Raw genomic sequence first — 25,701 nt, 5'->3', positions numbered from 1 at the left:
GTACTGTCAAAACTGCTGTTTTTATAACCGATATGTCGTATTTTTGTGTACAAATTTTTACAACCCAATGAACACGGATTCTTTTGCGCTAAGACACATTGGTCCAAGACCATCGGACCTCCAAAGCATGCTAGCCACAATTGGTGCGGATAGCCTAGAACAATTGATCTCGGAAACCATTCCTGCAGAGATACGCCTGAATCAGAAATTACACCTGGACAAACCCATGAGCGAGGTGGAATTTGCGGATCACATCAACGCCCTTTCTGAAAACAATCAGGTTTATAAAAGTTTTATTGGATTGGGTTACCACCGATCCTCTACACCAGCTCCTATCCAAAGGAACATTTTAGAAAATCCAGGCTGGTATACCGCTTACACGCCTTATCAAGCTGAGATTGCTCAAGGACGTTTGGAAGCGCTTTTGAACTACCAAACCATGGTCACTGACCTGACAGGAATGGAATTGGCTAACGCATCACTTTTGGATGAATCTACTGCGGCTGCAGAAGCCATGACCTTACTTTTTGCCGTTCGTGAACGCGCGCAGAAAAAAGCGAACGTGGTCAAATTCTTCGTTTCTGAAGAAGTATTGCCGCAAACCAGAGCGCTTTTAGAGACCCGTGCTATTCCTATTGGGATTGAATTGGTTGTGGGAGATCACCGCGAGTTTGATTTCTCAACAGAATACTTTGGTGCCTTGTTGCAGTATCCTGGAACCAGCGGAATCACTTTTGACTACAAGAGTTTTATCACCAGCGCTCACGCTATGGAAATCAAAGTAGCGGTAGCTGCTGATCCGTTGAGCTTAGTTCTACTAGAATCTCCTGGAGCATTAGGAGCCGATGTAGTTGTTGGAACTACACAGCGTTTTGGAATTCCTTTAGGATACGGAGGACCACACGCTGCTTACTTCGCTACCCGCGAAGCCTTTAAAAGACACATTCCTGGACGTATCATTGGGGTAACTCGTGATACCGACGGAAATCGTGCACTACGTATGGCACTGCAAACTCGTGAGCAGCACATTAAGCGTGACAAAGCGACCTCGAACATTTGTACTGCTCAAGTACTCTTAGCAGTAATGGCAGGAATGTATGCGGTCTATCATGGACCAGAAGGCCTTAGAGATATCGCAACCAAAGTACACCGCGCTACCGTGACCTTGGCGTATCATTTAGAAGCCTTGGGTTACCAGCAGCTTAACGAAAGCTATTTTGACACCATCCGAATTAAAGCGGATGCGAATCACATCAAACTCATTGCGGAGGCCAACAACCTGAATTTCTATTATCCAGATGCGGAAACTGTTTCCATCGCTTTGAATGAAACGGTGAATTTGGATGATCTCAACAACATCCTTTCGATTTTTGCTGAAGCAAATTCCAAAGATGCTCCGACGGTTGATAGACTCATTGAGAAATCCTCTTTAGCCACTTCGCTACAGCGCAATACCGAGTTTTTGACCCATGATGTGTTTAACTGTTACCACAGTGAATCTGAGCTGATGCGTTACATCAAGCGTTTGGAGCGCAAAGACCTTTCTTTGAATCACTCCATGATCCCATTGGGAAGCTGTACGATGAAGCTCAACGCAGCTTCTGAAATGTTGCCTTTGAGTGACCCAAATTGGGTGAACATTCATCCGTTTGTTCCTGTGGAGCAAGCCTTAGGTTACCAATTGGTATTGAAAAAATTAGAAGAACAGCTTACAGAGATCACTGGTTTTGCAGGGACTTCTTTGCAACCCAACTCTGGAGCTCAAGGAGAATTTGCAGGCCTGATGGTCATTAGAGCCTACCACCATTCTCGTGGCGATCACCACAGAGACATTTGTTTGATCCCATCTTCTGCACACGGAACCAATCCAGCATCGGCGGTAATGGCGGGAATGAAGGTTGTAGTGACCAAAGCTGATGAGCACGGAAATATTGACGTGGAAGATCTTCGTGAAAAGGCAATTGCTCATAAAGACAACTTAGCTGCACTCATGGTTACCTATCCGTCTACGCACGGTGTTTACGAGTCTGCGATTCGTGAGATCACAGGCATCATTCACGAGTACGGCGGTCAAGTTTATATGGACGGAGCGAATATGAACGCTCAGGTAGCCTTGACAAATCCTGGAGCCATTGGTGCCGATGTTTGTCACTTGAACTTACACAAGACCTTTGCCATTCCTCACGGAGGTGGTGGACCGGGAGTTGGACCGATCTGCGTAGCAGAACAATTGGTTCCTTTCTTACCAGGGAATCCATTAATTGAAACTGGTGGAACAGACGCGATCTCTCCGATCTCTGCAGCACCTTGGGGTTCTGCCTTGGCTTGTTTGATCAGCTATGCTTATATCTCCATGCTTGGAGAAAGTGGTCTACGCAAATCTACGGAGTATGCCATCTTGAACGCTAACTACATCAAAGAGCGTTTGAGTGGGCACTACGAAACCCTCTACACAGGAGAGCAAGGACGTGCTGCACACGAAATGATCATTGACTGCCGTCCGTTCAAAGAGCATGGAATTGAGGTAACTGATATTGCTAAGCGTTTGATGGACTACGGATTCCATGCGCCAACGGTATCGTTCCCGGTAGCTGGTACGATTATGATTGAACCCACCGAGAGTGAGAGTAAAGCAGAGTTAGATCGTTTTTGTGATGCAATGATCTCGATTAGAAAAGAGATTGAAGCAGCATCAAAAGACAATCCGAACAATCCGCTTAAGAATTCACCACACACCCTTCAAATGGTAACTGCAGATACTTGGGAATTCCCATACAGCAGACAAACGGCAGCGTATCCATTGGACTACTTGAACGACAATAAATTTTGGCCAACCGTACGTCGCGTTGACGATGCCTACGGAGACCGAAATCTGATCTGTACTTGTGCTCCAATTGAAGAGTATATGGAAGCCTAAGGAATTTCAATAATTCCTTAAAAAAGTTTTATTTTTACAACACCAAGGCCGGTTTTTTGCAGATATGGCAAAAATTTCGGCCTTTTGCATAATTTTCAGGAATTGTGCGTTATATGTTTTAGTTTAGCCGAATTGCAAATCGCAACACAACCATAATGAGCATCAAAATCACAGGTACAGGCAGCTACATCCCGAGTAGCGTTGAGAAGAATGAAGACTTTGATAAACATGAGTTTCTAGACAGCAACGGAGCTCCCTTTTCACATCCTAATGAAGTCATAATTGAAAAATTTAAAGGCATTACCGGTATCGGTGAACGCCGCTATGTCAAGAATCATTTAACAGCTTCTGACATTGGATTCTTTGCGGCCGAAAAAGCCATTGAAGACGCCAAAATTGATCCAGAAACATTAGACTATATAATCGTTGCCCATAATTTCGGTGATGTAAAACACAACGCCATACAAAGTGATATTTTGCCGAGTTTGGCTTCTCGCGTAAAACATAGTTTGCGCATCAAAAATCCTAACTGTGTGGCTTACGATATTCTCTTTGGCTGCCCAGGATGGGTTGAAGGAATGATTCAAGCCCAAGCGTTTATTAGAGCCGGAATGGCCAAGCGTTGTTTGGTTATTGGTGCAGAGACCCTTTCGCGAGTGGTTGACAAGCACGATAGAGATTCTATGATTTATTCGGATGGTGCTGGAGCTTCCATTGTAGAAGCAGACGACTCAGCCACTGGAGGTATCTTAGGTCATAAAACGGCCAGTTTTACCTATGATGAAGCCTATTTCTTATACTTCGGAAAGTCATACAACAAAGACCTGTGCCCAGATACACGTTATATTAAAATGGATGGACGCAAGATCTATGAATTTGCACTGACCAATGTTCCTAACGCGATGAAAGCCTGTTTGGATGAGGCGGGAGTTGGCATTGAGCAGGTTAAGAAGATCTTTATTCACCAAGCCAATGAAAAGATGGATGAAGCCATCTTAAAACGTCTGTATCGTCTATACAAAGCAGATATTCCAGATGGAATCATGCCGATGAGCATTCACAAATTGGGCAACAGTTCCGTAGCAACGGTACCTACCCTTTTTGATATGGTTCGCAAAGGACAAATGGAAGAGCACCAACTCAACAGCGGCGATGTGATCATGTTTGCTAGTGTTGGCGCCGGAATGCATATTAACGCTATCGCTTACCAAATCTAATCTATGTACGACGGCAAGCTTCCCAAGAAGCGCTATCAGCTCACTTTAGATTTTTTAAAGGAGGTTGTCCCTACGGATAAAAGCATTTTAGACCTAGGGGTTACCAATCCGTTTACAGCATACATGACAGAGGCCGGATATGATGTTGAAAACACCACTGGGGAAGATCTTGATTTGGATGTATCCGCAGTAAAGAACACGGACCGTGAAGTACTCACTGCCTTTGAGATCTTAGAACATTTAGTTGCTCCTTTTACACTGCTGCAAGAATCTTCAGCGAACTACTTAGTGGCTTCTGTACCGCTTAAACTGTGGTTTGCCAGTGCATATCAAAGCAAGACTGATGAGCGTGACAGACACTACCACGAGTTTGAAGATTGGCAGTTTGACTGGCTTTTAGAAAAAGCAGGCTGGCAGATCATTAAGCGCAAAAAATTCACCAACCCAACCAAAAAAATCGGGATACGACCGTTTCTTAGACGCTTTACCCCACGTTACTATTTGGTCTATGCCCAACGCCCTTCCAAAGGACAAGTCGGCAATTATTAAACAGCAGTTGTTCTGCTTTTTCTTTACTTTCGCTTTCAGTAGTAAAAGCTACTTCTGATGAAATTTGGCATAATCATTCCTGCACATAACGAGGCCGATCACATTGGCCAGACCTTAGATTCACTCTTGAATCAAAGCTACGGTGCAGCACAAATTATTGTGGTTGATGATGGTTCAACAGACCAAACAGCTGAGATCGTGTCTGGATATGCCGAATCCCATCCGCAGTTAAGATTCGTTCAAAAGCCCAAAGTGGAAGAAGGACATTTACCCGGTTCCAAGGTCATTGCGGCTTTTAATTTTGGACTGGAACACCTTAGCGAAGAAGTCGATATTATTTGCAAATACGACGCAGACCTCATTTTTCCTGAGAACTACTTGGAACTGCATAAAACCACTTTTGAATCAGACCCCGAGATTGGTATGGTTGGTGGTTTTTGTCATATTCTAGAAAACGGACAATGGGTTTTAGAAAACCTGACGAGTCAAGATCACATTCGCGGAGCTCTCAAAGCATATCGAAAGGCCTGCTTTGAGCAGAATGATGGTTTGGTAGAAGCCATGGGCTGGGATACCGTTGATGAGCTATTGACAAGATACCACGGCTGGCGGGTGGTCACCCTACCCCAGCTCGCCGTGAAGCATTTAAAACCCACTGGAAAAACCTATAACCGCAGCGCCCGCTTTAAACAAGGACAGGCCTTTTATCGTATGCGCTACCGCTTCTTCCTAACCACTATTGCCAGCTTAAAAATGGCCGTTCGAAAAAAGAGTGCAAGCTTCTTTTACCATACGATTATCGGCTATTTCAAGTCCTGGTTTAGCGGAGATACATTCCTAGTGAGCAAGCCTCAAGGAGCTTTTATGCGCAAACAACGCTGCCGCAGTATTATGCAAAAGTTAATTGGCCGCTAGAGACACTTCTAGCTGCTTGGGTATTTGTATTTTTACAAAAATCTTAGACATGAGAATATTGGGCTCCTTGCTCCTAAGCGTAATGCTTTTGAGTTGTCAAAATCAATCATCTAAAAAAGAAGTTACCAGTACACCAGAATCAAAAGGACCAAAGAATGTGATCTTATTGATCGGTGATGGGATGGGTGTTAGCCAAATGTCAGCGCCTCAATTCTATGGAGAGGGAACTCCAAATTTAGAACGATTCCCAGTTGTTGGTTTAATAAAAACATCCTCGTCAGCACAATTGATCACAGATTCTGCAGCTGGAGCTACAGCCTTTGCTTGTGGGGCAAAATCGTACAACGGCGCCGTTGGTGTAGCCAGCGACAGTACGGCTATTGAGAACCTTCCGGAAATACTCGTAAAACAAAACATGAGCAGCGGCGTGGTAGCAACCTCGACCATTACGCACGCTACTCCAGCCAGTTTTTATGCCCACGTAGTGTCCAGAAACATGCATGAAGACATCGCTTTAGATCTCGTCAATTCTAAGTTGAACTATTTTGCTGGTGGTGGTCTTAAATATTTTAATCAGCGCAGTGATGAGAAAGACTTACTGAGCGAACTGCAAAACAAGGGTTTTGCCTTAGATACCACAGCGATTCCAACAACTACCGCAGAAAAGATGGGAATCTTTATGGCGGCGAACGCTTTACCTAAATTTATTGAAGGCCGCGGAGATTTCTTGACACAGGCCAGTTTAAAAGGAATTGAATGTTTATCTCAGAATGAGAACGGTTACTTTTTGATGATAGAAAGCTCTCAAATTGACTGGGGCGGGCATGACAATGACGCTGATTATTTGATTGGAGAGATGTTAGACTTTGACAAAACAATCGGCGCTGTTTTAGACTACGCTCAGAAAGATGGAGAAACCTTAGTTATAGTTACTGCAGATCATGAAACTGGTGGGTTTACTTTAGCAGCCAATGAGGGTGACTACAACAGCATTGCTCCTAGCTTTTCAACTGGAGGACATTCTGCTACCATGATTCCTGTTTTGGCCTTTGGCCCAGGTGCAGAAGCTTTTACGGGCATCTATGAGAACACTGGAATCTTCGATAAGATCGCTGCAGCGCTTAAATAATAAGTGGCTGTCTTTACGCCTAAATAATTAGTACCTTCGCTTGTAGATGAATCCAAAGAAGCTTTTAGCAGACATCGGCTCGTATTTTATTATGCTACGCGGTGTATTTAGCAGACCTACCAAGGCCTCTGTACTGCGTGACCTCATTCTAAAAGAGGTAGACGAACTGGTGATCAACTCTTTGGGTATCGTTGGATTCATTTCCTTTTTTGTGGGTGGTGTAGTCGCTATCCAAACGGCATTGAACATCTCCAACCCTTTGATTCCCGCGTATTTGGTCGGTTTTGCAACGCGACAATCCATCATCTTAGAGTTCTCGCCTACTTTTATGGCCATCATTATGGCAGGTAAGGTAGGATCTGCGATTACCTCGAGTATTGGCTCCATGCGGGTTACCGAACAGATAGACGCCTTGGAGGTTATGGGAATCAATTCCTTGAATTATTTGGTCTTTCCTAAGATCATTGCCTTGATGTTCTTCCCATTGGTTATTGGTATTTCTATGTTCATTGGAATTGTCGGTGGATGGGTTGCTGGAGTTTACGGTGGATTCAGTACTAGCGATGCTTTTATTCAAGGTTTGCAGTCTGACTTTACGCCTTTCCACGTCACTTATGCCTTTATCAAGACCTTTGTATTTTCTTTCATACTGGCCACCGTGCCATCTTGGCAAGGATATTTTATGAAAGGTGGAGCATTGGAAGTAGGTAAGGCCAATACGAATTCCTTTGTTTGGACCTCAGTATTGATCATCTTGATGAATTATTTAATCACCCAAATGTTACTCAGCTAATGATACGCGTAGAAGGATTACATAAGAGCTTTGGGGAAGAAGAAATTCTTAAAGGGATCTCCACGACCTTTGAACAAGGGAAAACCAATTTGATCATTGGTTCAAGTGGTTCTGGAAAGACTGTTTTTCTAAAATGTCTATTGGGCTTATTCACTCCTGAGAAGGGTAAAATCTTCTTTCAAGACAAGGCCATTCAGGACATGAATGATGATGAAAAACGAGACCTGAGAGAAGATATTGGGATGGTCTTTCAAGGCAGTGCGCTCTTTGATTCCATGACTGTGGAGGAAAACGTGATGTTTCCCCTGCGCATGTTCAGCAACAAAAAGAAAGATGAACTCCTAGACCGCGTAAATACCGTACTGGCTCGTGTCAATCTAGAAAACGTCAATAAAAAATTTCCATCAGAGATCTCAGGAGGGATGCAAAAACGCGTCGCAATTGCACGCGCCATTGTCAACAACCCTAAGTACCTTTTTTGTGATGAACCCAACTCTGGGCTAGATCCGCGTACTTCCATCCTCATTGACAACCTCATCCAAGAGATCACTCGAGAGTTCAATATCACCACCGTGATCAACTCGCACGACATGAACTCCGTAATGGAGATCGGTGAAAAGATCTGCTTTCTGCAATTTGGAAACCTAGTTTGGCAGGGTTCCAACAACGAGATCTTTAAAACCGAAAACAAGGACGTGACCAATTTTGTGTATTCGTCCAACCTCTTCAAAAAGATCCGAGAAGTACAGCTCAAGGAAAATGCTCCCAGATAAACCGGAGTCAAGTTCCAGAAAAACAGTACATTTAAGCCTCTAAAAAGAAAGTATGAAAAAAATTACGCTCTGCGCAGCTGCTCTTTTGGCTGTAGCCACCATGTATTCTCAAACTGTTAGCTTTACCAATGAAGACGATCTGATCGCGTCTTACCCAACCTCTGGAACAGAAACTGCTGTTGATATGAACGGCGATAACCTAGACGATTACGTTCGTGTTTCTGGTGGAGGTGTTGGAATTGACTTTCAGAATCCTGACGGAACATTTACTTCGCAGTTTTTCTCCATGAGTATCGCCTCTCCTCCAACTTGGAGTATTGCGGCTGGAGATATTGATGGAGATGGTTTTACCGACCTTGTTTTAGGTAACGGAAACCGCGCATCCTTCTTGTATGCGGATTCAACGGACGGAACCACGATTAGCGGATTCACTTACGACAACAGTGATTCTACCTATATCTTCTCACAACGTTCTAATGTGATCGATATTGATAATGACGGGGACTTGGATGCCTTTGTATGTCACGATGTTGATGAATCTCACCCGTACCGCAATGACGGGAGTAGAAACTTGGTAATGGATCAAACCTTGATTGTTACTCTGGACCGCCCAGGAAATTATGCTTCTCTTTGGGTAGACTACGACAATGACGGCGATACCGATATGTTCTTGACCAAGTGTAGAGGTGGTGCGAGTGCTGGAGATCCAGACAGAGATAATGCCATGTACACCAACAACGGTGATGGAACCTTTACAGAAAATGCTTTAGATATTGGAATGCGTGACAACGCACAAAGCTGGTCTACCGTATTCCAAGATTTTGACAATGACGGTGACTTTGACGCCTTTATTGTAAACCACACCAATCAGAACCGTTTTATGCAAAACGACGGGAACGGAAACTTTGTAGACATCATTGGTTCTACAGGAATCAATCCAAATGATCTTGGAGCCTGGGAAAATCAAGCTGCCGATTTTAACAACGACGGTTTTGTAGATATCTTTTCAGAGCTTGCTCGTGAATTATACCTCAACAACGGTGACGGTACCTTTACAGGTTATGACCTTCCTTTTGATGAAGGAGGAATTGGCGATATGAACAACGATGGATTCTTAGATGTTGTTCGCAACAACGACCTTTGGATCAACTCTGGAAACTCTAACAACTGGGTAAAAGCCAAGTTGATCGGAGTAGAAAGTAATATTCAAGGAATTGGAGCTCGTATTGAGATTTACGGAGATTGGGGAATCCAAATTCGCGAGATCCGTTCTGGAACTGGCTTTAGCCACATGAGTAGTCTTACCGGTCACTTCGGATTGGGTACTGCTGGAAGCATTGACAAATTGATCATCAAATGGCCAAGCGGAAATGTTGACGAATATCTGAATCCAGACATCAATACTACGCATGAGTATACAGAAGGAGATTCTCCTTTGGCTGTAACTGATTTTGAGATCAACGGCTTACAAGTTTATCCTAACCCTGCTGTAAACAGCTTAAAGTTCTCCTTAGACAATCTTTCAGAAACTTCTGTAGCCGTTTATGACACCAACGGAAGACGCGTACTTGAAACAAGTATCGATCAAAACAACAGCATTGACGTTTCTGGATTGAATAGAGGAGTTTATCTGATTCAATTGGAGGTTGAAGGACAAACGGTAAGCAAGCAGTTTATCAAGCAATAAGTTCTCAACTTATAAAACAAAAAAAGCGCCTCTAGGGCGCTTTTTTTATTGCAGTTCTTGAACCACTAGGGTATCTGCTTTGAGTTTAAACTTTAACCAATTGGTAAGTCTTTTGGTATAAGCGGAACGTTGATCCAAAGGCAAGGAATCGTTCCAGCGTATCGCAAAGACATTTAAGGTGTCTATCTTTTTAAAGTCATTGACATATGTCTTGGCGTATTGAATACTGGTCAGAGCATCGTAATTGATACGCGCCTCGTCACAGATATCCTGAAACGGAATCAGATCTCTTTCCAACATCCGCAGCTTGAGTAATTCCTGCTCGTAATACTGGATCTTTTGAGACTGACTCAGTAAATCCAAGGAATCACGAGTACGCAATTGTTCCATATAGCGGAGTTCATCTTCAAATCCGTTTTGAAACTGCGATTGATTCACCTCAAACTTGGCATTCACCAACGGCTGATAAGCCTGTAAACGTCCTCTTAAGACGGCTTCTGTACTTTCTGGGATATTGTCCTGCCCAAAGGTGGTGATCACAATAGAGCCGCCCTCACCATTGTTATAATCATAGGTGGCATTTCGCTTTATATAATTAGCATTGTCCAGACTGTTGAGTTCGTTATTGATAAAATTCTTGGCCGCCTCATTGAATCGGCTTTCCTTGATTACATTGTAAAAAGTATAACCTGCTGGCAACATTACGATCAATGCCGCAACCGAAGCAAAACGTGCAATGCGTTTACGCCGCTTACTGTTGGCATAACGGATCATTGGGAACCCAAGCACCTTCACTACAATGAAGGTCGCCAAGGCGATAAAAATCGTATTGATACTGAAGAGATATAAAGCACCCAAGGCAAAAGACAGTCCGTTAGGGTTCTCTTTAATAAACTCAGCCAAACCATATCCTACCGTGCACAAAGGTGGCATTAAGGCTGTGGCAATGGCAACTCCAAAGATCACACTGGCAATGGTTCCTTTTTTGGTTCGAGCAATGATCAGGGCCAGACCTCCAAAGAAGGCAATAAGCACATCTCTAAAATCCGGTCGGGTTCTCCCCAGAAGTTCCGAGGTCTCTTCCCGCAGCGGAAACAACCAGAAAAACAGGAATGCAGTGAGTACACTCAGCACCACCATAACTCCGAAGTTGATCAAAGACTTGCGCAGCGTGTCGATATCATTAATAGCAATGGAAAGTCCAATACCTAAAATAGGACCCATTAACGGCGAGATAAGCATCGCTCCGATCACTACTGCCGTTGAGTTGGCATTCAGTCCTACGGAGGCCACAAAGATGGAACAGATCAAGATCCAAGCCGTAGCTCCCTTAAAAGGGATATCTGCCTTAACGGCATCTACCGTAGATTCTCTATCTGTATCACCTCTAAAGTCAAAGATGTCCACCACAAATTGGCGGACACTTTTGAAAAGCCCTTTAGCTTCTTTCCTAATATGTTCTTTTTGCACCTGCGTTTTAGCGTCGTCAGGTTGCTGTGATTGTTGCTCCATAAATTATGCGTAATCAGTTCCGAAGTTTTCTTTCACTTGGTTTAAGATACGCTTAATTTCTTGTTCTTTCGCTTTAGGAACTACCACAAGTACATCTTTTTTCTCCACGACGATAAAATCGTGCAGATCTTCGAGTACCACTACTTTTTCACCAGCCGTATAGATCATATTTCCAGTAGCATTGTTCAGTTGTGCTTTAGCACGAACCACTACGTTATTGTCATTGTCTTTTGGAAGTTTGTCATAGAGAGCACCCCAAGCTCCGAGGTCATTCCAGTCAAAGGTCGCGGGCAACACACGAACGTTATCGGCTTGCTCCATGATACCATAGTCAATGGAAATATTCTCCGCCTCCGGGAAACGCGCTCCCACAAACTCAAATTCTTTATCGGTATTGTAAACCTCCATCCCTTGCATGAACAAGGCGTGCATGGCTGGCAATTTTGTTTCAAAGGCCTTTACAATACTGGCTACACTCCAAATAAACATTCCAGAGTTCCATACATAATTGCCTTCTGCTAAAAACGCTTTGGCCGTTTCATAGTCGGGTTTTTCAGTGAAACGAATCACTGGTTTTACTGCGGATTCAGCCTCGCCCTCATACTGAATATAACCGTAACCCGTGTTCGGGAAGGTTGGATTGATTCCCAAAGTCATCAAAATGTCCTCCTGTGCAGCAGCCTCAAAACAAGTCTTTATATTGTCTGTAAAAGCTTGCTCGTCCTCTATCCAATGATCAGACGGAGCCACTACCATTACGGCATTAGGGTTCTCTTTATAGATTTTTAAAGCCGCCATTAAAATACAAGGAGCTGTGTTGCGCATAACAGGCTCAAGGACCAATTGCGCATCAGTCACCTGTGGTAATTGCTCTTGCACAAGGTCTTTATAACTGTCATTGGTAGAGATCAAGATTTGATCTTCTGGGACCAAGCGCGACAGTCTTTTAAATGTTTTTTGAATTAAAGAATCCCCGGTACCCAACATGTCGTGGAATTGTTTTGGATACGCTGAAGTACTCACTGGCCAGAATCTGGAACCTACTCCTCCGGCCATAATGACCGCATAATAATCTTTGTTCATAATGTTTTAGCTGATCGGTTCAACTTTTGCGTTGGGGCTAAAAAGGTACATCCGTCCCGTAGCCAACTCCACGCATTCATAACGTTTTACCCTTCTGTTACCGCGTTTGAAGATCTTTCCATTGTACAGTCTAAAAACGCCTCCAAAAGGAATCTCAAAAATAAATTTATCATCACTTGGCGGATCGTATGCACCAAGCGCCAAAGCCAATCTCGCATCCGTATCGCTGCTGGCCTTTGGATTCTTGAAATGCAAGGCCAAAAGCGGTAACAACTCTGATGGAAACACCTTCGTGTTTATAAACGGAAGCATTAACGATGTAAATGTACGCTTCCACTCCTTTCCGTGCGGTTTGATTCGACGAGAGTACGTCTTAAATGCGACCAGATGCGCTATTTCGTGGACGAGCGTGATTAGGAATCTGTAGGGGTTTGATCCTGCATTGACGGTGATCTGATGACTCCCGTCTGGCATTTGTCGGTAATCTCCATGTCGTGTCACGCGCTGATTCACGATCTTTAAATGTACGCCATTCTTTTTAATCAGTTCCACACAAAGCGGAACCGCGGCGCTAGGAATATACTTTTCTAAAACAGTGTCCATTAAGGCGTTGAAGAAGATACAGGCAATACCTTACCGTTGTACATCGTGTTTCCGCTTAGGGCAAAGGTCTTGATATAGTCGGCCATTTGAGCAGCCGTAATCGGAGCTTGATAGCCCGGGAAAGCAGCTTCCAACATTTCTGTTTGCACGGCACCCAGGGCCAATACATTGAATGATGGACCGCTTTCTTTAAATTCTTCTGCAAGCACTTCGGTCATGGTGATCAAAGCACCTTTACTGGAGCTATATGCAGTGAGCCCAGGGAATTTAGCGCTTCCCATAATTCCTCCCATACTGCTCACATTAACTACATGACCCTCTTTGGGCATGGCAGGCAATACTGCTTGAGTTAAGAGCGCAACACCAAAGACATTAACACTGTAGGATTGCAACCAATCTGTTGCGGAGAGCTCCCCAAAGGGTTTATTGACCAAATAACCTGAGTTGTTTATCAAAATATCTATTTGATCTACTTCTGATAGGATCTTTGCCACTGAAGTTCGTATTTGATCTTCAACTGTTAGATCACAGGAAATACTCGAACAGCCAATGATAGAAGCGGTAGGTTCATCGTTTCTGGACAAGGCAAAAACCCGATGTCCGTCGGCAGTAAACTGTTTAACCAATTCCAAACCAATGCCGCGGCTGGTCCCTGTAATAATTATGTTTTTTCCCATGCTTTAAATTACAAAACCTGCTTGAACCCCAGGGGCCGCAAGCAGGTTTATTTTATTTACACGATGCAGATGTTCTTATACGAACATGGTCACCGGATTCTCAATATAAGTTCTCAAGGTTTGCAAGAAAGCGGCTCCCGTAGCTCCATCCACAGTTCTGTGGTCACAAGCTAGAGTAACAGTCATCACATTACCAGGAACAATGGCTCCGTCTTTTACAACCGGCTTTTGAACAATGGCTCCTACAGAAAGGATAGCAGAGTTCGGTTGGTTGATGATGGAGGTGAATTCTCGAATTCCAAACATCCCTAAATTAGAAACTGTGAAGGTACTTCCTTCCATTTCTTGAGGTGTCAACTTTTTGTTTCTAGCCTTACCAGCGAGCTCTTTCACGTTGGCTCCGATCTGAGAGAACGTCATTTGATCTGCAAATTTCAATACAGGTACTAACAGGCCTTCATCAACAGCTACGGCAACACCAATATGAATGTGCTTAGCAATTCTAGTTACATCTCCAGCCCATTGTGTATTGACTTGAGGGTGCTTTCTAAGTGCCATAGCACAAGCTTTCACTACCATGTCATTGAAAGAGATCTTCACGTCCGGAGCAGCATTGATTGCTTTACGAGCTGCAATAGCGTGATCCATATCCAACTCAATAGTCAAATAGTAATGAGGAGCTGTGAATTTAGATTCACCCAAACGCTTGGCAATAGTCTTGCGCATTTGCGAGTTCTTAACCTCTTCAAAGCTTTCTTCACCAACAGGTACATACGCTTGAGCGCCTGCAGCAACTGGCTGGTAATTCTCAATATCGCGTTTGATGATACGCCCGTTCTCGCCGCTTCCTTTTACAGTAGCTAGGTTGATTCCGCGTTCCTCTGCTAATTTCTTCGCTAAAGGTGAAACAAAGATGCGTCCACCGTCATTAGCTACAGCAGGAGTTGCTGGTGCTGGTGCTGGCGCTGCGGCCGGCTTAGGGGCTTCAACTTTCTTCTCTGGAGCTGGTGCTGGTGCCTCCTGCTTTGCAGCTGGCTGACTACCAGACTTTCCGTAGTTCTCTATAATTCCGCTTACATCGGTTCCTTTAGGGCCAATGATAGCAAGAACCTCATCTACCGGAGCGGTTCCTCCTTCCTGAATCCCGATCTTCAAAAGGGTTCCAGCGTAGAAAGATTCGAACTCCATGGTGGCCTTATCGGTCTCGATCTCCGCAAGGATATCTCCCTCGGCAACCTCGTCACCTTCTTTTTTCAACCAAGTAGCAACCGTTCCTTCTTCCATGGTATCGCTCAAACGCGGCATGGTGATCACCTCTACTCCGTCAGGGATGCTTACTGCACCTCCACCGTCGTTCGCTGGCGCTTCTTGGGCAGCTTCTGCTGCTGGCTCAGATGCTGCTTCACTGGAAGCTTCTTCTGAAGCTCCATTCAACAATCCTGAAATATCTTCTCCAGACTCTCCGATAATGGCCAAAAGGGTATCCACTGCAGCAGTTTCACCTTCTTGGATTCCAATATGTAAAAGAGTCCCTTCATAAAATGACTCGAATTCCATGGTTGCCTTATCAGTTTCGATCTCCGCGAGGATATCTCCTTCAGACACGGAATCTCCAACCTGCTTCAACCACTTCGCAACAACACCTTCTTCCATGGTGTCGCTCAATCTAGGCATGTTAATTACTGTAGCCATTGTTATAGTTTATGCGGTAAAAAAGGATAATCTTCTTGTTCGTAAACAACGTCGTACATTACGTTCTTATCTGGATATGGCGAATCTTCAGCAAACTTCTCACATTCAGCAACCTTATCCTTAACGCGCTTATCAATTTCCGCGATTTCGTCTTCTGTAGCGTATTTTTTCTTGTAGATGATATCCAATACGTAGGAGATTGGATCCTCATCACGCATGCGCTCTACTTCTTCCTTGGTTCTGTAGTGCTGCGCATCACTCATGGAGTGTCCGCGGTAACGGTATGTTCTGATCTCTAAGAAAGTTGGACCTCCACCACTGCGTGCGCGCTCAATGGCTTCATCCATTTCACGGGCAACTACGTCTGGCTTCATACCGTCAATAGCCTTACACGGCATTTCGTATCCTAAACCGAGCTTCCAGATCTCTGAGTGATTAGCAGTACGTTCTACGGAAGTACCCATAGCGTATCCATTGTTCTCAACACAGAAAACCACAGGCAGATTCCAAAGCATCGCCAGGTTGAAGGTTTCGTGCAAAGAACCTTGACGTGTTGCACCATCTCCCATATAGGTCAATACAACTCCGCCTTTATCAAAATACTTTTCTGCAAAGGCCAAACCGGCTCCGAGTGGAATCTGTCCACCCACGATACCGTGTCCGCCGTAGAATCCTTTATCCGGAGCGAAAATGTGCATGGATCCACCCAAACCTTGAGAGGTACCCGTTGCCTTTCCGTAAAGTTCTGCCATAACGCGTTTAGGGTCTTCTCCCATCCCGATAGGCTGAACGTGGTTTCTGTATGCAGTGATCATTTTGTCCTTGCTCAGATCCATGGCGTGAAGCGCTCCTGCTAGGACAGCTTCCTGTCCGTTGTAAAGGTGCAAGAACCCTCTCACTTTTTGTTGGATGTAAACCTGTGCAAGCTTATCCTCGAACTTTCTCCAGAAAAGCATGTTTTCGTACCAGTCGAGGTATGTTTTTTTGGTGATTTTTTTCATTGGTCGCTCTGAATTATTCAGTACAATTTTTCAGTAACAGATTAACAAAAATACGGTTTTCCCAAGGATAAGAAAAACCCCTAAAATTAATTTTCACAACGAAAACGTTTTAGAGAAAAGAACTGTTGAAATTTAATGGCAAAAGATTGGCTACCGACTTGGTTTTTACCACGCTACCCGAGGCTCCCATAAAGAAAATTTCAATCTCGGATTCCTGCTTATACTCGTATTCAAGCATGGCTTGTCTACAGGCTCCGCAAGAGGTAACGGGTTCCTTTAATTCATAGTCAGGAGCCGTGGCTGTAATGGCAATTTGCGTTATGGCCACACCGGGATGATTCGCTCCCGCACTAAAGATCGCGACCCGCTCTGCGCAAAGTCCGCTTGGATAAGCAGCATTCTCTTGATTGCTTCCGATCACATAAACGCCATTTTCCAAGGCAACAGCCGCGCCTACCTTAAATTTAGAATAAGGAGCATAGGCATCTTCTCTAGCTGCTATGGCTTTTTGCATGAGAAACTTGGCCTCAGCGGGTAAGGCCTCCAAATTTGGATAGACATCAAATGTGGTCGTAATTTTCTGTTCTTTCATGCGGACTGAATTGTTTAGAGACAAAAAAGGCTACCCATAAGGTAGCCTTTTTAAATGTTTTTGATTTTCTAGTATTCGTCGTAGGTATCTCCAAAGTTGAAGGTCAAACCAAAACGAAGCGTTCCTTCCAAAGGACTAACAGAACGAGAAGTTGAGAATAGATAAGACACATCAAAAGCCAAAGAAGTGTATTTGAATCCTGCTCCAAGTGAGAAGAACTTACGAAAACCTTTATCTTCACTTTCATTGAAGTAACCGGCTCTAAAGGCAAATACGTCTTGGTACCAGTATTCCGCACCTAAAGCCCACTGCATTTCTTTCAATTCTTCTGAGAATCCATCAGGAGCATCTCCGAATGACTCAAAGATTCCCGAAAGGAAGCTGATGTCTTCATACTCTTGTGCATCTTCCTGATCGATCACACCGTCTCCGTTGAAATCACGTGGCGTTGGCACTAATAGCTTATCGATCTCTGCCATCACCTGAATACGGTTGTATTCGTCTAAGATGAAATCAAATCCACCACCAATAGAAAGGTTGGTTGGAATGTTGTTATCCGGAGCATCATCTCCGTAGCTCAGTTTAGGACCGATGTTAGAGATGTTGAAACCAGCTCTCCAACGTCCGTCAAAGCTGTTGTATGCAATTTCCTCACTCTGGTAGTAACCAGCGATATCTACTGCAAATGTACTTGCAGCACTCGCGTCATTTACCTGATCAAAACGCAGGTTAGAGTTGATAAAGCGTCCGGCAACTGCCATAGAGAAACGCTCACTCAAACGCAATGAATAAGAAAGGTCTAACGCAAATTCGTTAGGACGTACGATCAATGGCTCTTGTCCTGCAGTTTCACGAAGCTCGATCTCACCATTACTAAAGTAACGGAAAGAAGCACCTACAGCTGAGTTTTCATTGATACGGTTGTAATAAGTCACGTTACCCAAGAAGATATCGTTAACCAATTGACTTAGATAAGGTGTATAGGTAACACCAATCGCCTGCTTAGAAAGCGAAAAGGCATATTTGGCCGGATTCCACTGTTGTGAGAAAACGTCCGCTCCAGTAGCCACACCCATATCGGCAAGACCAGCGGCACGAGCATCAGCAGCGATTAATAAAAAAGGAACACCTGTGGTGATCACTCGTTGTTCTGCCGTTTCCTGGGCCATTGATTTCCCTGCGATCATTAACATCACTAGGGCTATACATATTTTCTTCATGAGATTTCGTCGTTTGAGCAAATATAAATTTATTTTTCGAAGTCATTTGAACTTTTTCAAGGACTTCATTGTTCCGTTTTATAAGACGACCAGTTTTTCGAATTTTTCTACTTGCTGATTCGTCAAAGTTGATTTTACTGTTAGTTTGTATACGTAGACTCCTTTTCCGATGCGATCTCCAAAATCATCGCGTCCGTCCCATACGATATCTCGCGATAAAAAGCCATCCGTAGTAACCACTTGATTCTTAGTCCAAACCACCTTCCCGCTCACGGTAAAGACCTGAACTTGAACTTCTAAGGGCTCAAAAGGCCTGTTGTGATTGAACCAAAATTCAGTGTAGTTCACAAAAGGGTTCGGGTAATTGAGCACCCGCTCTAAGCGCAGCTCATCATCTCCGGCTACTACAAACTGAATGTCTGCAGTACTGGAATTATTATAAGTATCCCACGCTTTTAGGGTGAGCGTATGCGGTCCTTCTTCTAAATTTCTCAAACGATAATTGGCAGTTCCTTCTGTGAAATCATCCACGCCGGCCAGATAATAATCGTTCAAAATAATAGGATTGGCTTCATCGCCGTCTAAGATGGCGAGCATATCGTGACCAATACCACTGGCGGTATTTATTCCGTGTTCATCCATCAACTTGGCAATAAGAATAGGAGAATCGTTGGTGATGCCTCCATTGACAAAACTCTCATCGTTCATAAAAAGTTGGATCTCTGGTCCGAGGTTATCATCTGGGGCATTCTCATCGAGCCCACCCACACGAATATCTTCATTGAATCCGGTTTGATCTTCAAAGGCGTTGTCCTTTTCTGCATAAAAACTCACGCGCCCATTTCCAACCGGTTGCGCAATATCTCGCGGCACGACAAACTCAATTTCAAACTGTCCATTGGTAACCGTGGCCTGTCCGTTGAACAGTCCCGAGCCTAAAGTCTGATAGTCTAAAATTAAAAGCGTCCCGTCTGTTGCGGTCACTCCGTCATTACCTAAAGTCTGTCGTTGAACGTTCTTGTCAAATACTTTGATCTGCGCGACACCATTATAATCAGGCAGCGGCGCTCCTGTAGGAGATAGTACTTCTCCTCCGAGTTTAACACGACTCAAAGCCTTTAAGGTATCTGTGGCCGCTGTGATCGGAGTTCCGTTTACTGTATTTAGACGGATCTGTTGCTTTGGGAAAGCCAGTTGCATGGCTGGATCTCCAACATAGAATACTACACGTCTGCGTTCGTCAGATATAATGAGGTTCTTGGCCTTTCTGAGCGATTCTGAGGGCGCGTCAAAATTATCAGAGCCAAAAGCAAAAAGCAGTGGCGCCAAAATATTATTAAAATCTACTCCCAAACCAACACTAATGGTCCGTGTTGTTGTGATCAAGGCTACAGCACCACCGTTCTCGTTCCAATAGGTAAATTCTCCAGCCGTCGGTCTAAGCGGATTGTCAAATCGTGAGAATTCACAAGTTACCGTGACAATGAGCGGGTATCTATTGGTGTTTTGCAGGCCTTCTGCATCGTCTTTAGTGAATATAAATTCCTTGGCTAATCCGTCTTCCCCACCGTGCCCCAAATAGGTCAAAACCAAAGTTCCCACATCAATGGAATTGACAATGGCTTCATTCACATCTGGATAACGGTTACCTCCAGCGGAAGTTTCCTGTAAAAAGGCATCGGTGTGGATCTTCTTTACATTAATAAAGGGTTTGTTGGAGGCGATATCGTCTCCCAAATTATCCAAACTCACCTCTAAGGTGTTGTACTCAAAGGCTTCATCCACATCATCAGAAACCAAAACAAAATTGTTCCTCCAGTTTCCGAATGCTGGTTTGTTGTCATAACGAATCAACTTATCCACCATGGTATTGGCCAGAGCCACATCGTCTGCAACGATACGCCCAACAGCAATATCCAATAGGTTGGTTGATTCCATACGCCCTTCGGTTGGGTCCATCATGCCATAAAAATCGTCTGACATATATCCTGCCAGCGTATTGAAACTATTAAAGGTGTGATAGGTTGGAACAATATTATTGTTGTTGGATAAACGATCCTTGTAATCTACCGAGGTGTCTCCAAACAAGCAGAGATACTTAATGCGATTGGCGGAACTAGAGGCATTGTCGTAAACGTATTTGACCAGGTTTCTTATTGCGCCAATGTCTTGTGCTCCAGAACTGAATTCTTCATAAATACGGTCCGTAGAGACAACTTTTACCCGCAGCCCATCACGGTCTGCGCGGTGCGCAGCGAGTCGCAGCGCAGGTTGCATCATAAATGGCGGAGCAACGATCAGATAATCTATGTCTTGAAAATCTCCATTGGCATCTCGCATCAAAGTCCCTTTCAGGTTTTGATTGGCCACAAAGGTCTCTGCTGCTCGAATCGGTGAAAAGTAATCACTTGGTGTCACCGCGACATACTGTCTCACTTGACCCAAAGTGGCTTTCACATCAACGGTGGCTTCCCCGAGGGTTGCTTTGGCTAATGGATTCCGAGGATCCGTTACGTCCCAAATCTGGGTATAATCGCTGGCATTGCTGAGGCTATACTGCCCAATTCCTGTCATGCCTGCGGCGTCATTATACTGGAAAGGGAACTGCCCGTCAACACCGGTTAACTGTCTTCTGGCAGTAATACCTATATAATCGAGAAATGCAAAACTGGCTGGATTCCCCGCGTTGTTGTAGGTAAGAGTTACCGTTACTTCTTCTCCGCTGGCTGGAACTACTCCTATATAATTATCCCCTGATGCTAAGGCAACTTCACCAATAGCCACAAAACTCAAAACATCTTGAGGCGATCCGTTCACTGAAACATCCATGGTAGTTGCAGATTCCGATGCCGCGGCTGTTTTGACGGTCATAGCCATGTCTGTTCCGCCCACGATATTTGGGAAGGTAAACTCAAAGGTTTGTTCGCTTTCAATTTCAAAAGGGTTACCAAACCATCGGCGGCCAACGTTGACGATACTAAAGTCATCCTCTTCAAAGAATTGATAATCGTCAAACTGAGTAATCACCGCTGTGGGTGCTCCATCAGGTTCGTTCAGTGTAGCGATTCGACGCCCTGGGGTTCCTCCCGCAGTGACATAATAATAAGCTTCATCGCTATATGGGTTGATGTTGGTGTCTAAATCTTCAATATATCCGCGCGTTCCCACTCCGTAGAACAGGATCTCATCGCCTGAATCAAAACTTCCATCATCTCCTCCTATAACTTGAATAGCCACCTCGGGAAGATCAAATGCGTCGTTTTGATTGTTTCGTCGGGGAAGTGGTTTCCCGCCGTGTCCATATATTTTTATGGTATTAGGATCGATGCCATCCAGATTCATCCCTAAAGAAGTCAAGAAACTTCTAGAGATACGATAGACCCCAGTCTGGTCAATTTGAAATTTATACCAAGTCCCAGTAGCCAATACGGAGTTGGTTATGGGCAATGAAGTACTCTTAACACCAGCCGTTGCTTGATAACTGTAATCTGCAGTAAAAGAAATCAACTTTTCAAAACGTCCAGATCGCTTAACTATAGGTGTAATTCCAATAACTGAGTATTGTTTGTCCCTAGCGCGAGCTGTCTCTATAGTTGCAGAGACTGTGTTTGGAACCAAATCAGCATCCAAGCCTTCCTGTTCTGCAGCGGTTAGCGGAACAAACCTCATATTGGAAATCTGTAAAGAATTGGGATTGACTATTTGACCGTCTTCCCATTGCTTATAATACACATAACCCGAAGCACTGGCCAATTGGTCAACATTTCGTAAAGGTATCTCTGTAGCTTCTGGGCTGAGTTGATTTTGCGATTGCCAAGGCAGCACTACAGCATTTTGCTGCGCAATACCTAAAAAGGGCAATAGCAGGAACAGAAAAGCAATTTTTTTGGTCATCACATTCAAAACGTCGTAAATGACGTATTAGTATTTACAAAAATAAGGCTTCAATGTATTTTTTTTTAAGATAGCATACTAAACTTGCAAATACTGCGTTATCCTATGGCCTACGGGCCATTGCGAGTATCAATAAAGAAATAATGTTGAAGATATTACGTTATTTACTATATTGCGAACCCATTTCTTAACAGAACTAAAACATGAAACGACCAACAATACTTAAGCTATTAGCTGTTGTATTCCTGAGCACGATCATCTTTAGCTGTAGTAAATCCCGCGACTACAAAAGCAGTTCGCGCGCTACAGGTTGGAAGATGAATTCCAAAGAAGGTGGCTTTCAGTACAATCCTCAAGCCAAAGAACAAGAGACCGGCCCTGGTCTAGTGTTCATTGAAGGAGGTACTTTCACCATGGGACGTGTTCAAGACGATCCGATGCACGACTGGAACAACTCACCAAATCAGCAACACGTTCAGTCATTCTACATGGACGAAACTGAGGTGACCAACCTAATGTACCTAGAGTACTTAGATTGGATCAAGAGCGTATTCCCGCCGGAAAACGACAATTACAAGAAAATTTATGACGGAGCTCTTCCAGACACACTTGTTTGGAGAAACCGACTTGGTTTTAACGAAGTTATGACCAACAACTACTTGAGACACCCTGCTTATGCAGATTATCCCGTAGTTGGAGTTAGTTGGGTTCAAGCTACCGAATTCAGCAACTGGAGAACTGACCGTGTTAATGAATTGATCTTAGAACAAGAAGGTTTTACTGCCCGTGGTGCTAAGACCAACATTACAGAAGGACAGGCTTTCAGCACCCAAACCTATTTGAATGCGCCAACTCAAGCCTACGGAGGTAACGATTCAATTACACGTGGTGGAAAGCGATCTGCTTCAATGCTAAAAAGAAATACAGACAGTACCAACCTTTACGTGCAACGTAAAGATGGATTGCTATTGCCAGCTTATCGCTTGCCTACTGAAGCGGAATGGGAATACGCTGCCCTAGGATTGGTTGGACTGCGTTCATACAACGTTTACCGTGGTCGTAAAAAATACCCATGGGACGGACAATACACACGCTCTGGAAATCGCAGAAGCCGCGGTGATCAATTGGCCAACTTCAAACAAGGAGATGGTGATTACGGTGGAATTGCTGGATGGAGTGACGATGGTGCAGACATCACTGCTGAAGTGAAGTCTTACCAGCCTAACGATTATGGTCTTTACGACATGGCCGGTAACGTAGCCGAATGGGTTGCTGATATCTACCGTCCAATTGTAGATGACGAATTCAACGACTTCAACTACTACCGTGGTAATGTTTACACTAAGAATTACATTGGTGAAGATGGTAAAGTGAAGATCGTAACAGCGGATTCTATTGTTTGGGATACCCTAAACAACGGTAAGATCGTTGCTCGTAACCTACCAGGAGAAATTCTTCAGGTTCCGGTTGATGAAGACGAAACTTACCTACGAACAAACTTTGATCAGAGTGACAACCGCGATTACCGCGATGGTGACAGACGTTCAACGCGTTACTTCGAATCGTTTAATGACGATGCGGAATACGACGATGAAAAGCGTATGTACAACTCACCGAAACACTTGGTAGGAACAGATGGATCTACTGGTAATTTGGACCGTCAATATGACGAGTCTAACAAGCGTACTTCACTTATCAACAATGAGGTTCGTGTTTACAAGGGTGGTTCATGGAGAGATCGTGACTACTGGTTAGATCCGGCACAACGCCGCTTCTTCCCTCAGGACATGGCAACTGATTATATCGGTTTCCGTTGTGCGATGTCTCGCGTAGGATCAAAATCTAAAGACAGAAAGCGTCCTAGAAATTAGGAAATGGAAATATTAAAAAAGCCCTGCATGAATCATGCAGGGCTTTTTTTTTGACCGCCGCTTCCCTTATTTTTGTGAGTGATGAATCTAGAGCAACTTTATCAGGCCTTTCTAAAGAGTGATGGCGTTTGTACCGACACCCGGAAATTAGAACCCAATCAGATCTTTTTTGCCCTCAGCGGACCCAACTTTAATGGTAATAAGTTTGCAGCACCTGCATTACACGATGGTGCTTTGGCAGCGGTGATCGATCAGGCCGAATACGAGCATCCTGTGGAAGGCACCTACTTTTTAGTAGACGATTGTCTCAAAGCGCTTCAAGAGCTTGCAACCTATCATCGCAGACAACTAGGCCTACCCATCCTTTCTTTGACTGGAAGCAATGGCAAAACCACCACAAAAGAACTCATAGCTGCGGTCTTGTCGCAAAAATTCAACCTAAAAGCGACTCGCGGGAATTTCAACAATCACATCGGAGTACCACTCACCTTGCTCAGCTTCAGTTCAGAAAATGACTTTGGGATCGTAGAAATGGGCGCCAATCACCAAGGAGAGATCGCAGAACTTTCTGCTATTGCAGAACCGGATTATGGCTTTATTACCAACTTTGGGAAAGCACACTTAGAAGGCTTTGGGGGAATTGAAGGTGTGATCAAAGGCAAGTCAGAATTATACCGAAACATCGCAGCGCGTGACAAAATGGTCTTTGTTAACCAAGACGACGCCAAGCAGATGGAGTTGACCCAAGAAATGAAACAGGTGCTCATTGGGTCAGAGATGGAGGGCAATAGCCTAGAACTCTTAGGTACAAATCCTAGCGTGATCTTTAAACTCAACGACACTGAAATACAAAGTCATTTGATCGGTGAACACAACGCTAAGAACATTAGAGCGGCCATTGGTATTGGATTGCACTTTGGATTGACTGAAGCCCAAATCAAAACAGGCGTGGAAAGCTACAATCCAGAGAACAACCGTTCCCAATGGATCAGCAAGCCGAGAAACAAGATCCTTTTAGACGCCTATAACGCCAATCCAAGCAGCATGGAAGCCACTTTAAAAAGTTTTAAGGACTTGGATAGTGAAGCCGCTAAAACAGTCATTCTGGGTGATATGTTTGAGTTGGGCGAAACGGCCGTGGCAGAACACCAAGCCGTTGCCGATCTTGCACACTCATTGAACTTTGATCGCGTATTCCTAGTAGGCGCTAACTTTTATGCAGTAAATGCTCATGATGAACAGATCAAATGCAGCGAGTATGAAGATCTGGTTGTCGCATTGCAGCAAAAAGATGTGGAAGGCCACTTGTTACTTATAAAAGGCTCCCGAGGCATGGCTTTGGAACGTATTTTGGATATCTTGTAAACCATGCGTTTACTTCTTTTCCTTTTTACTAGTTTACTGGCCTTTGGCGCTATTGCTCAAAACAACTACGAGTACACCCAACCCGAACAGCTTAATGACGGCTGGCAGACCGCAGATCTGCGCGCACAAGGTTTAGACACTACCAAACTGTATCAGCTTTTTGCACAACTACCAGAAGCGGAGCACGAACTGCACAGTATTCTTGCGGTGC

19 protein-coding genes and 1 pseudogene are annotated in these 25,701 nt (G+C 44.2%); 11 read left to right on the top strand and 9 right to left on the bottom strand.

The genetic code is table 11. From position 1 onward, the window contains the following. Positions 1 to 67 precede the first annotated feature (67 nt). The 8 genes from gcvP (at position 68) to ACSLP7_RS10025 (ending at position 9,980) form a co-directional block, all read left to right on the top strand. Entirely contained in the window at positions 68 to 2,917 is a 2,850-nt protein-coding gene (gene gcvP, locus ACSLP7_RS10060; protein WP_435579186.1) for an aminomethyl-transferring glycine dehydrogenase, read from the top strand. Between the two features lie 155 nt (positions 2,918 to 3,072). Continuing rightward, the gene (locus ACSLP7_RS10055; RefSeq protein WP_435579185.1) at positions 3,073 to 4,134 is read left to right on the top strand and encodes a 3-oxoacyl-ACP synthase III family protein; all 1,062 of its coding nucleotides are present in this window, start codon (positions 3,073 to 3,075) and stop codon (positions 4,132 to 4,134) included. A 3-nt stretch (positions 4,135 to 4,137) separates the two neighbouring features. Continuing rightward, positions 4,138 to 4,683, top strand: coding sequence for a methyltransferase (locus ACSLP7_RS10050; RefSeq protein ID WP_435579184.1), 546 nt, complete (start codon positions 4,138 to 4,140; stop codon positions 4,681 to 4,683). A gap of 57 nt (positions 4,684 to 4,740) precedes the next feature. Further along, on the top strand, positions 4,741 to 5,598 hold the full coding sequence (locus ACSLP7_RS10045; RefSeq protein WP_435579183.1) for a glycosyltransferase: 858 nt from the start codon (positions 4,741 to 4,743) through the stop codon (positions 5,596 to 5,598). A 49-nt stretch (positions 5,599 to 5,647) separates the two neighbouring features. Further along, positions 5,648 to 6,727 (top strand): alkaline phosphatase, encoded by a 1,080-nt coding sequence (locus ACSLP7_RS10040; RefSeq protein WP_435579182.1) that lies wholly within the window; start codon positions 5,648 to 5,650, stop codon positions 6,725 to 6,727. A gap of 46 nt (positions 6,728 to 6,773) precedes the next feature. Beyond that, positions 6,774 to 7,520, top strand: coding sequence for an MlaE family ABC transporter permease (locus ACSLP7_RS10035; protein ID WP_291182687.1), 747 nt, complete (start codon positions 6,774 to 6,776; stop codon positions 7,518 to 7,520). Next, entirely contained in the window at positions 7,520 to 8,293 is a 774-nt protein-coding gene (locus ACSLP7_RS10030) for an ABC transporter ATP-binding protein (RefSeq protein WP_435579181.1), read from the top strand. Before ACSLP7_RS10035 ends, ACSLP7_RS10030 begins: the two co-directional genes overlap by 1 nt. 52 nt (positions 8,294 to 8,345) lie before the next feature. Further along, on the top strand, positions 8,346 to 9,980 hold the full coding sequence (locus ACSLP7_RS10025) for an FG-GAP-like repeat-containing protein (RefSeq protein WP_435579180.1): 1,635 nt from the start codon (positions 8,346 to 8,348) through the stop codon (positions 9,978 to 9,980). A 45-nt stretch (positions 9,981 to 10,025) separates the two neighbouring features. Here ACSLP7_RS10025 and ACSLP7_RS10020 read toward each other — a convergent pair whose 3' ends face one another. From ACSLP7_RS10020 to porU, 9 genes are all read right to left on the bottom strand, one after another. Then, positions 10,026 to 11,492, bottom strand: a complete 1,467-nt coding sequence (locus ACSLP7_RS10020; RefSeq protein ID WP_435579179.1) for a DUF389 domain-containing protein — start codon at positions 11,490 to 11,492, stop codon at positions 10,026 to 10,028. Between the two features lie 3 nt (positions 11,493 to 11,495). Next, the gene (locus ACSLP7_RS10015; protein ID WP_435579178.1) at positions 11,496 to 12,575 is read right to left on the bottom strand and encodes a mannose-1-phosphate guanylyltransferase; all 1,080 of its coding nucleotides are present in this window, start codon (positions 12,573 to 12,575) and stop codon (positions 11,496 to 11,498) included. Between the two features lie 6 nt (positions 12,576 to 12,581). Beyond that, positions 12,582 to 13,178: a SprT-like domain-containing protein gene (locus ACSLP7_RS10010; protein ID WP_435579177.1), complete on the bottom strand. Its 597-nt coding sequence runs from the start codon at positions 13,176 to 13,178 to the stop codon at positions 12,582 to 12,584. After that, a complete protein-coding gene (locus ACSLP7_RS10005; protein WP_435579176.1) occupies positions 13,178 to 13,855 on the bottom strand; it encodes an SDR family NAD(P)-dependent oxidoreductase in 678 nt (225 codons plus the stop codon). Before ACSLP7_RS10005 ends, ACSLP7_RS10010 begins: the two co-directional genes overlap by 1 nt. A 75-nt stretch (positions 13,856 to 13,930) precedes the next feature. Continuing rightward, positions 13,931 to 15,547, bottom strand: a complete 1,617-nt coding sequence (locus ACSLP7_RS10000; protein ID WP_435579175.1) for a pyruvate dehydrogenase complex dihydrolipoamide acetyltransferase — start codon at positions 15,545 to 15,547, stop codon at positions 13,931 to 13,933. A 2-nt stretch (positions 15,548 to 15,549) separates the two neighbouring features. Then, positions 15,550 to 16,548, bottom strand: coding sequence for a pyruvate dehydrogenase (acetyl-transferring) E1 component subunit alpha (gene pdhA, locus ACSLP7_RS09995; protein ID WP_435579174.1), 999 nt, complete (start codon positions 16,546 to 16,548; stop codon positions 15,550 to 15,552). Positions 16,549 to 16,657: 109 nt separating this feature from the next. Then, positions 16,658 to 17,140: a cytidine deaminase gene (gene cdd, locus ACSLP7_RS09990; protein WP_435579173.1), complete on the bottom strand. Its 483-nt coding sequence runs from the start codon at positions 17,138 to 17,140 to the stop codon at positions 16,658 to 16,660. Between the two features lie 68 nt (positions 17,141 to 17,208). After that, a complete protein-coding gene (porV, locus tag ACSLP7_RS09985) occupies positions 17,209 to 18,360 on the bottom strand; it encodes a type IX secretion system outer membrane channel protein PorV (RefSeq protein ID WP_291182667.1) in 1,152 nt (383 codons plus the stop codon). A gap of 78 nt (positions 18,361 to 18,438) precedes the next feature. Beyond that, entirely contained in the window at positions 18,439 to 22,254 is a 3,816-nt protein-coding gene (gene porU, locus ACSLP7_RS09980) for a type IX secretion system sortase PorU (RefSeq protein ID WP_435579172.1), read from the bottom strand. 203 nt (positions 22,255 to 22,457) lie between these two features. Between porU and gldJ the strand changes: the two genes are divergently transcribed. From gldJ to ACSLP7_RS09965, 3 genes and pseudogenes are all read left to right on the top strand, one after another. Further along, positions 22,458 to 24,125, top strand: coding sequence for a gliding motility lipoprotein GldJ (gene gldJ / locus ACSLP7_RS09975; protein ID WP_435579171.1), 1,668 nt, complete (start codon positions 22,458 to 22,460; stop codon positions 24,123 to 24,125). A gap of 81 nt (positions 24,126 to 24,206) precedes the next feature. Continuing rightward, the gene (locus ACSLP7_RS09970; protein ID WP_435579170.1) at positions 24,207 to 25,490 is read left to right on the top strand and encodes a UDP-N-acetylmuramoyl-tripeptide--D-alanyl-D-alanine ligase; all 1,284 of its coding nucleotides are present in this window, start codon (positions 24,207 to 24,209) and stop codon (positions 25,488 to 25,490) included. A 3-nt stretch (positions 25,491 to 25,493) separates the two neighbouring features. Further along, positions 25,494 to 25,701, top strand: a pseudogene (locus ACSLP7_RS09965) (hypothetical protein); the annotation flags it as partial.

Source organism: Gilvibacter sp., from assembly GCF_965601605.1.
Classification (GTDB): domain Bacteria; phylum Bacteroidota; class Bacteroidia; order Flavobacteriales; family Flavobacteriaceae; genus Gilvibacter.
This window is presented reverse-complemented; position numbering and strand designations above follow the sequence as displayed.

What these genes read in the sequence shown, in the direction of transcription:
- gcvP (WP_435579186.1), top strand. Translation starts at nt 68, where the DNA reads ATGAACACGGATTCTTTTGCGCTAAGACACATTGGTCCAAGACCATCG.
- ACSLP7_RS10055 (WP_435579185.1), top strand. Translation starts at nt 3,073, where the DNA reads ATGAGCATCAAAATCACAGGTACAGGCAGCTACATCCCGAGTAGCGTT.
- ACSLP7_RS10050 (WP_435579184.1), top strand. Translation starts at nt 4,138, where the DNA reads ATGTACGACGGCAAGCTTCCCAAGAAGCGCTATCAGCTCACTTTAGAT.
- ACSLP7_RS10045 (WP_435579183.1), top strand. Translation starts at nt 4,741, where the DNA reads ATGAAATTTGGCATAATCATTCCTGCACATAACGAGGCCGATCACATT.
- ACSLP7_RS10040 (WP_435579182.1), top strand. Translation starts at nt 5,648, where the DNA reads ATGAGAATATTGGGCTCCTTGCTCCTAAGCGTAATGCTTTTGAGTTGT.
- ACSLP7_RS10035 (WP_291182687.1), top strand. Translation starts at nt 6,774, where the DNA reads ATGAATCCAAAGAAGCTTTTAGCAGACATCGGCTCGTATTTTATTATG.
- ACSLP7_RS10030 (WP_435579181.1), top strand. Translation starts at nt 7,520, where the DNA reads ATGATACGCGTAGAAGGATTACATAAGAGCTTTGGGGAAGAAGAAATT.
- ACSLP7_RS10025 (WP_435579180.1), top strand. Translation starts at nt 8,346, where the DNA reads ATGAAAAAAATTACGCTCTGCGCAGCTGCTCTTTTGGCTGTAGCCACC.
- ACSLP7_RS10020 (WP_435579179.1), bottom strand. Translation starts at nt 11,492, where the DNA reads ATGGAGCAACAATCACAGCAACCTGACGACGCTAAAACGCAGGTGCAA.
- ACSLP7_RS10015 (WP_435579178.1), bottom strand. Translation starts at nt 12,575, where the DNA reads ATGAACAAAGATTATTATGCGGTCATTATGGCCGGAGGAGTAGGTTCC.
- ACSLP7_RS10010 (WP_435579177.1), bottom strand. Translation starts at nt 13,178, where the DNA reads ATGGACACTGTTTTAGAAAAGTATATTCCTAGCGCCGCGGTTCCGCTT.
- ACSLP7_RS10005 (WP_435579176.1), bottom strand. Translation starts at nt 13,855, where the DNA reads ATGGGAAAAAACATAATTATTACAGGGACCAGCCGCGGCATTGGTTTG.
- ACSLP7_RS10000 (WP_435579175.1), bottom strand. Translation starts at nt 15,547, where the DNA reads ATGGCTACAGTAATTAACATGCCTAGATTGAGCGACACCATGGAAGAA.
- pdhA (WP_435579174.1), bottom strand. Translation starts at nt 16,548, where the DNA reads ATGAAAAAAATCACCAAAAAAACATACCTCGACTGGTACGAAAACATG.
- cdd (WP_435579173.1), bottom strand. Translation starts at nt 17,140, where the DNA reads ATGAAAGAACAGAAAATTACGACCACATTTGATGTCTATCCAAATTTG.
- porV (WP_291182667.1), bottom strand. Translation starts at nt 18,360, where the DNA reads ATGAAGAAAATATGTATAGCCCTAGTGATGTTAATGATCGCAGGGAAA.
- porU (WP_435579172.1), bottom strand. Translation starts at nt 22,254, where the DNA reads ATGACCAAAAAAATTGCTTTTCTGTTCCTGCTATTGCCCTTTTTAGGT.
- gldJ (WP_435579171.1), top strand. Translation starts at nt 22,458, where the DNA reads ATGAAACGACCAACAATACTTAAGCTATTAGCTGTTGTATTCCTGAGC.
- ACSLP7_RS09970 (WP_435579170.1), top strand. Translation starts at nt 24,207, where the DNA reads ATGAATCTAGAGCAACTTTATCAGGCCTTTCTAAAGAGTGATGGCGTT.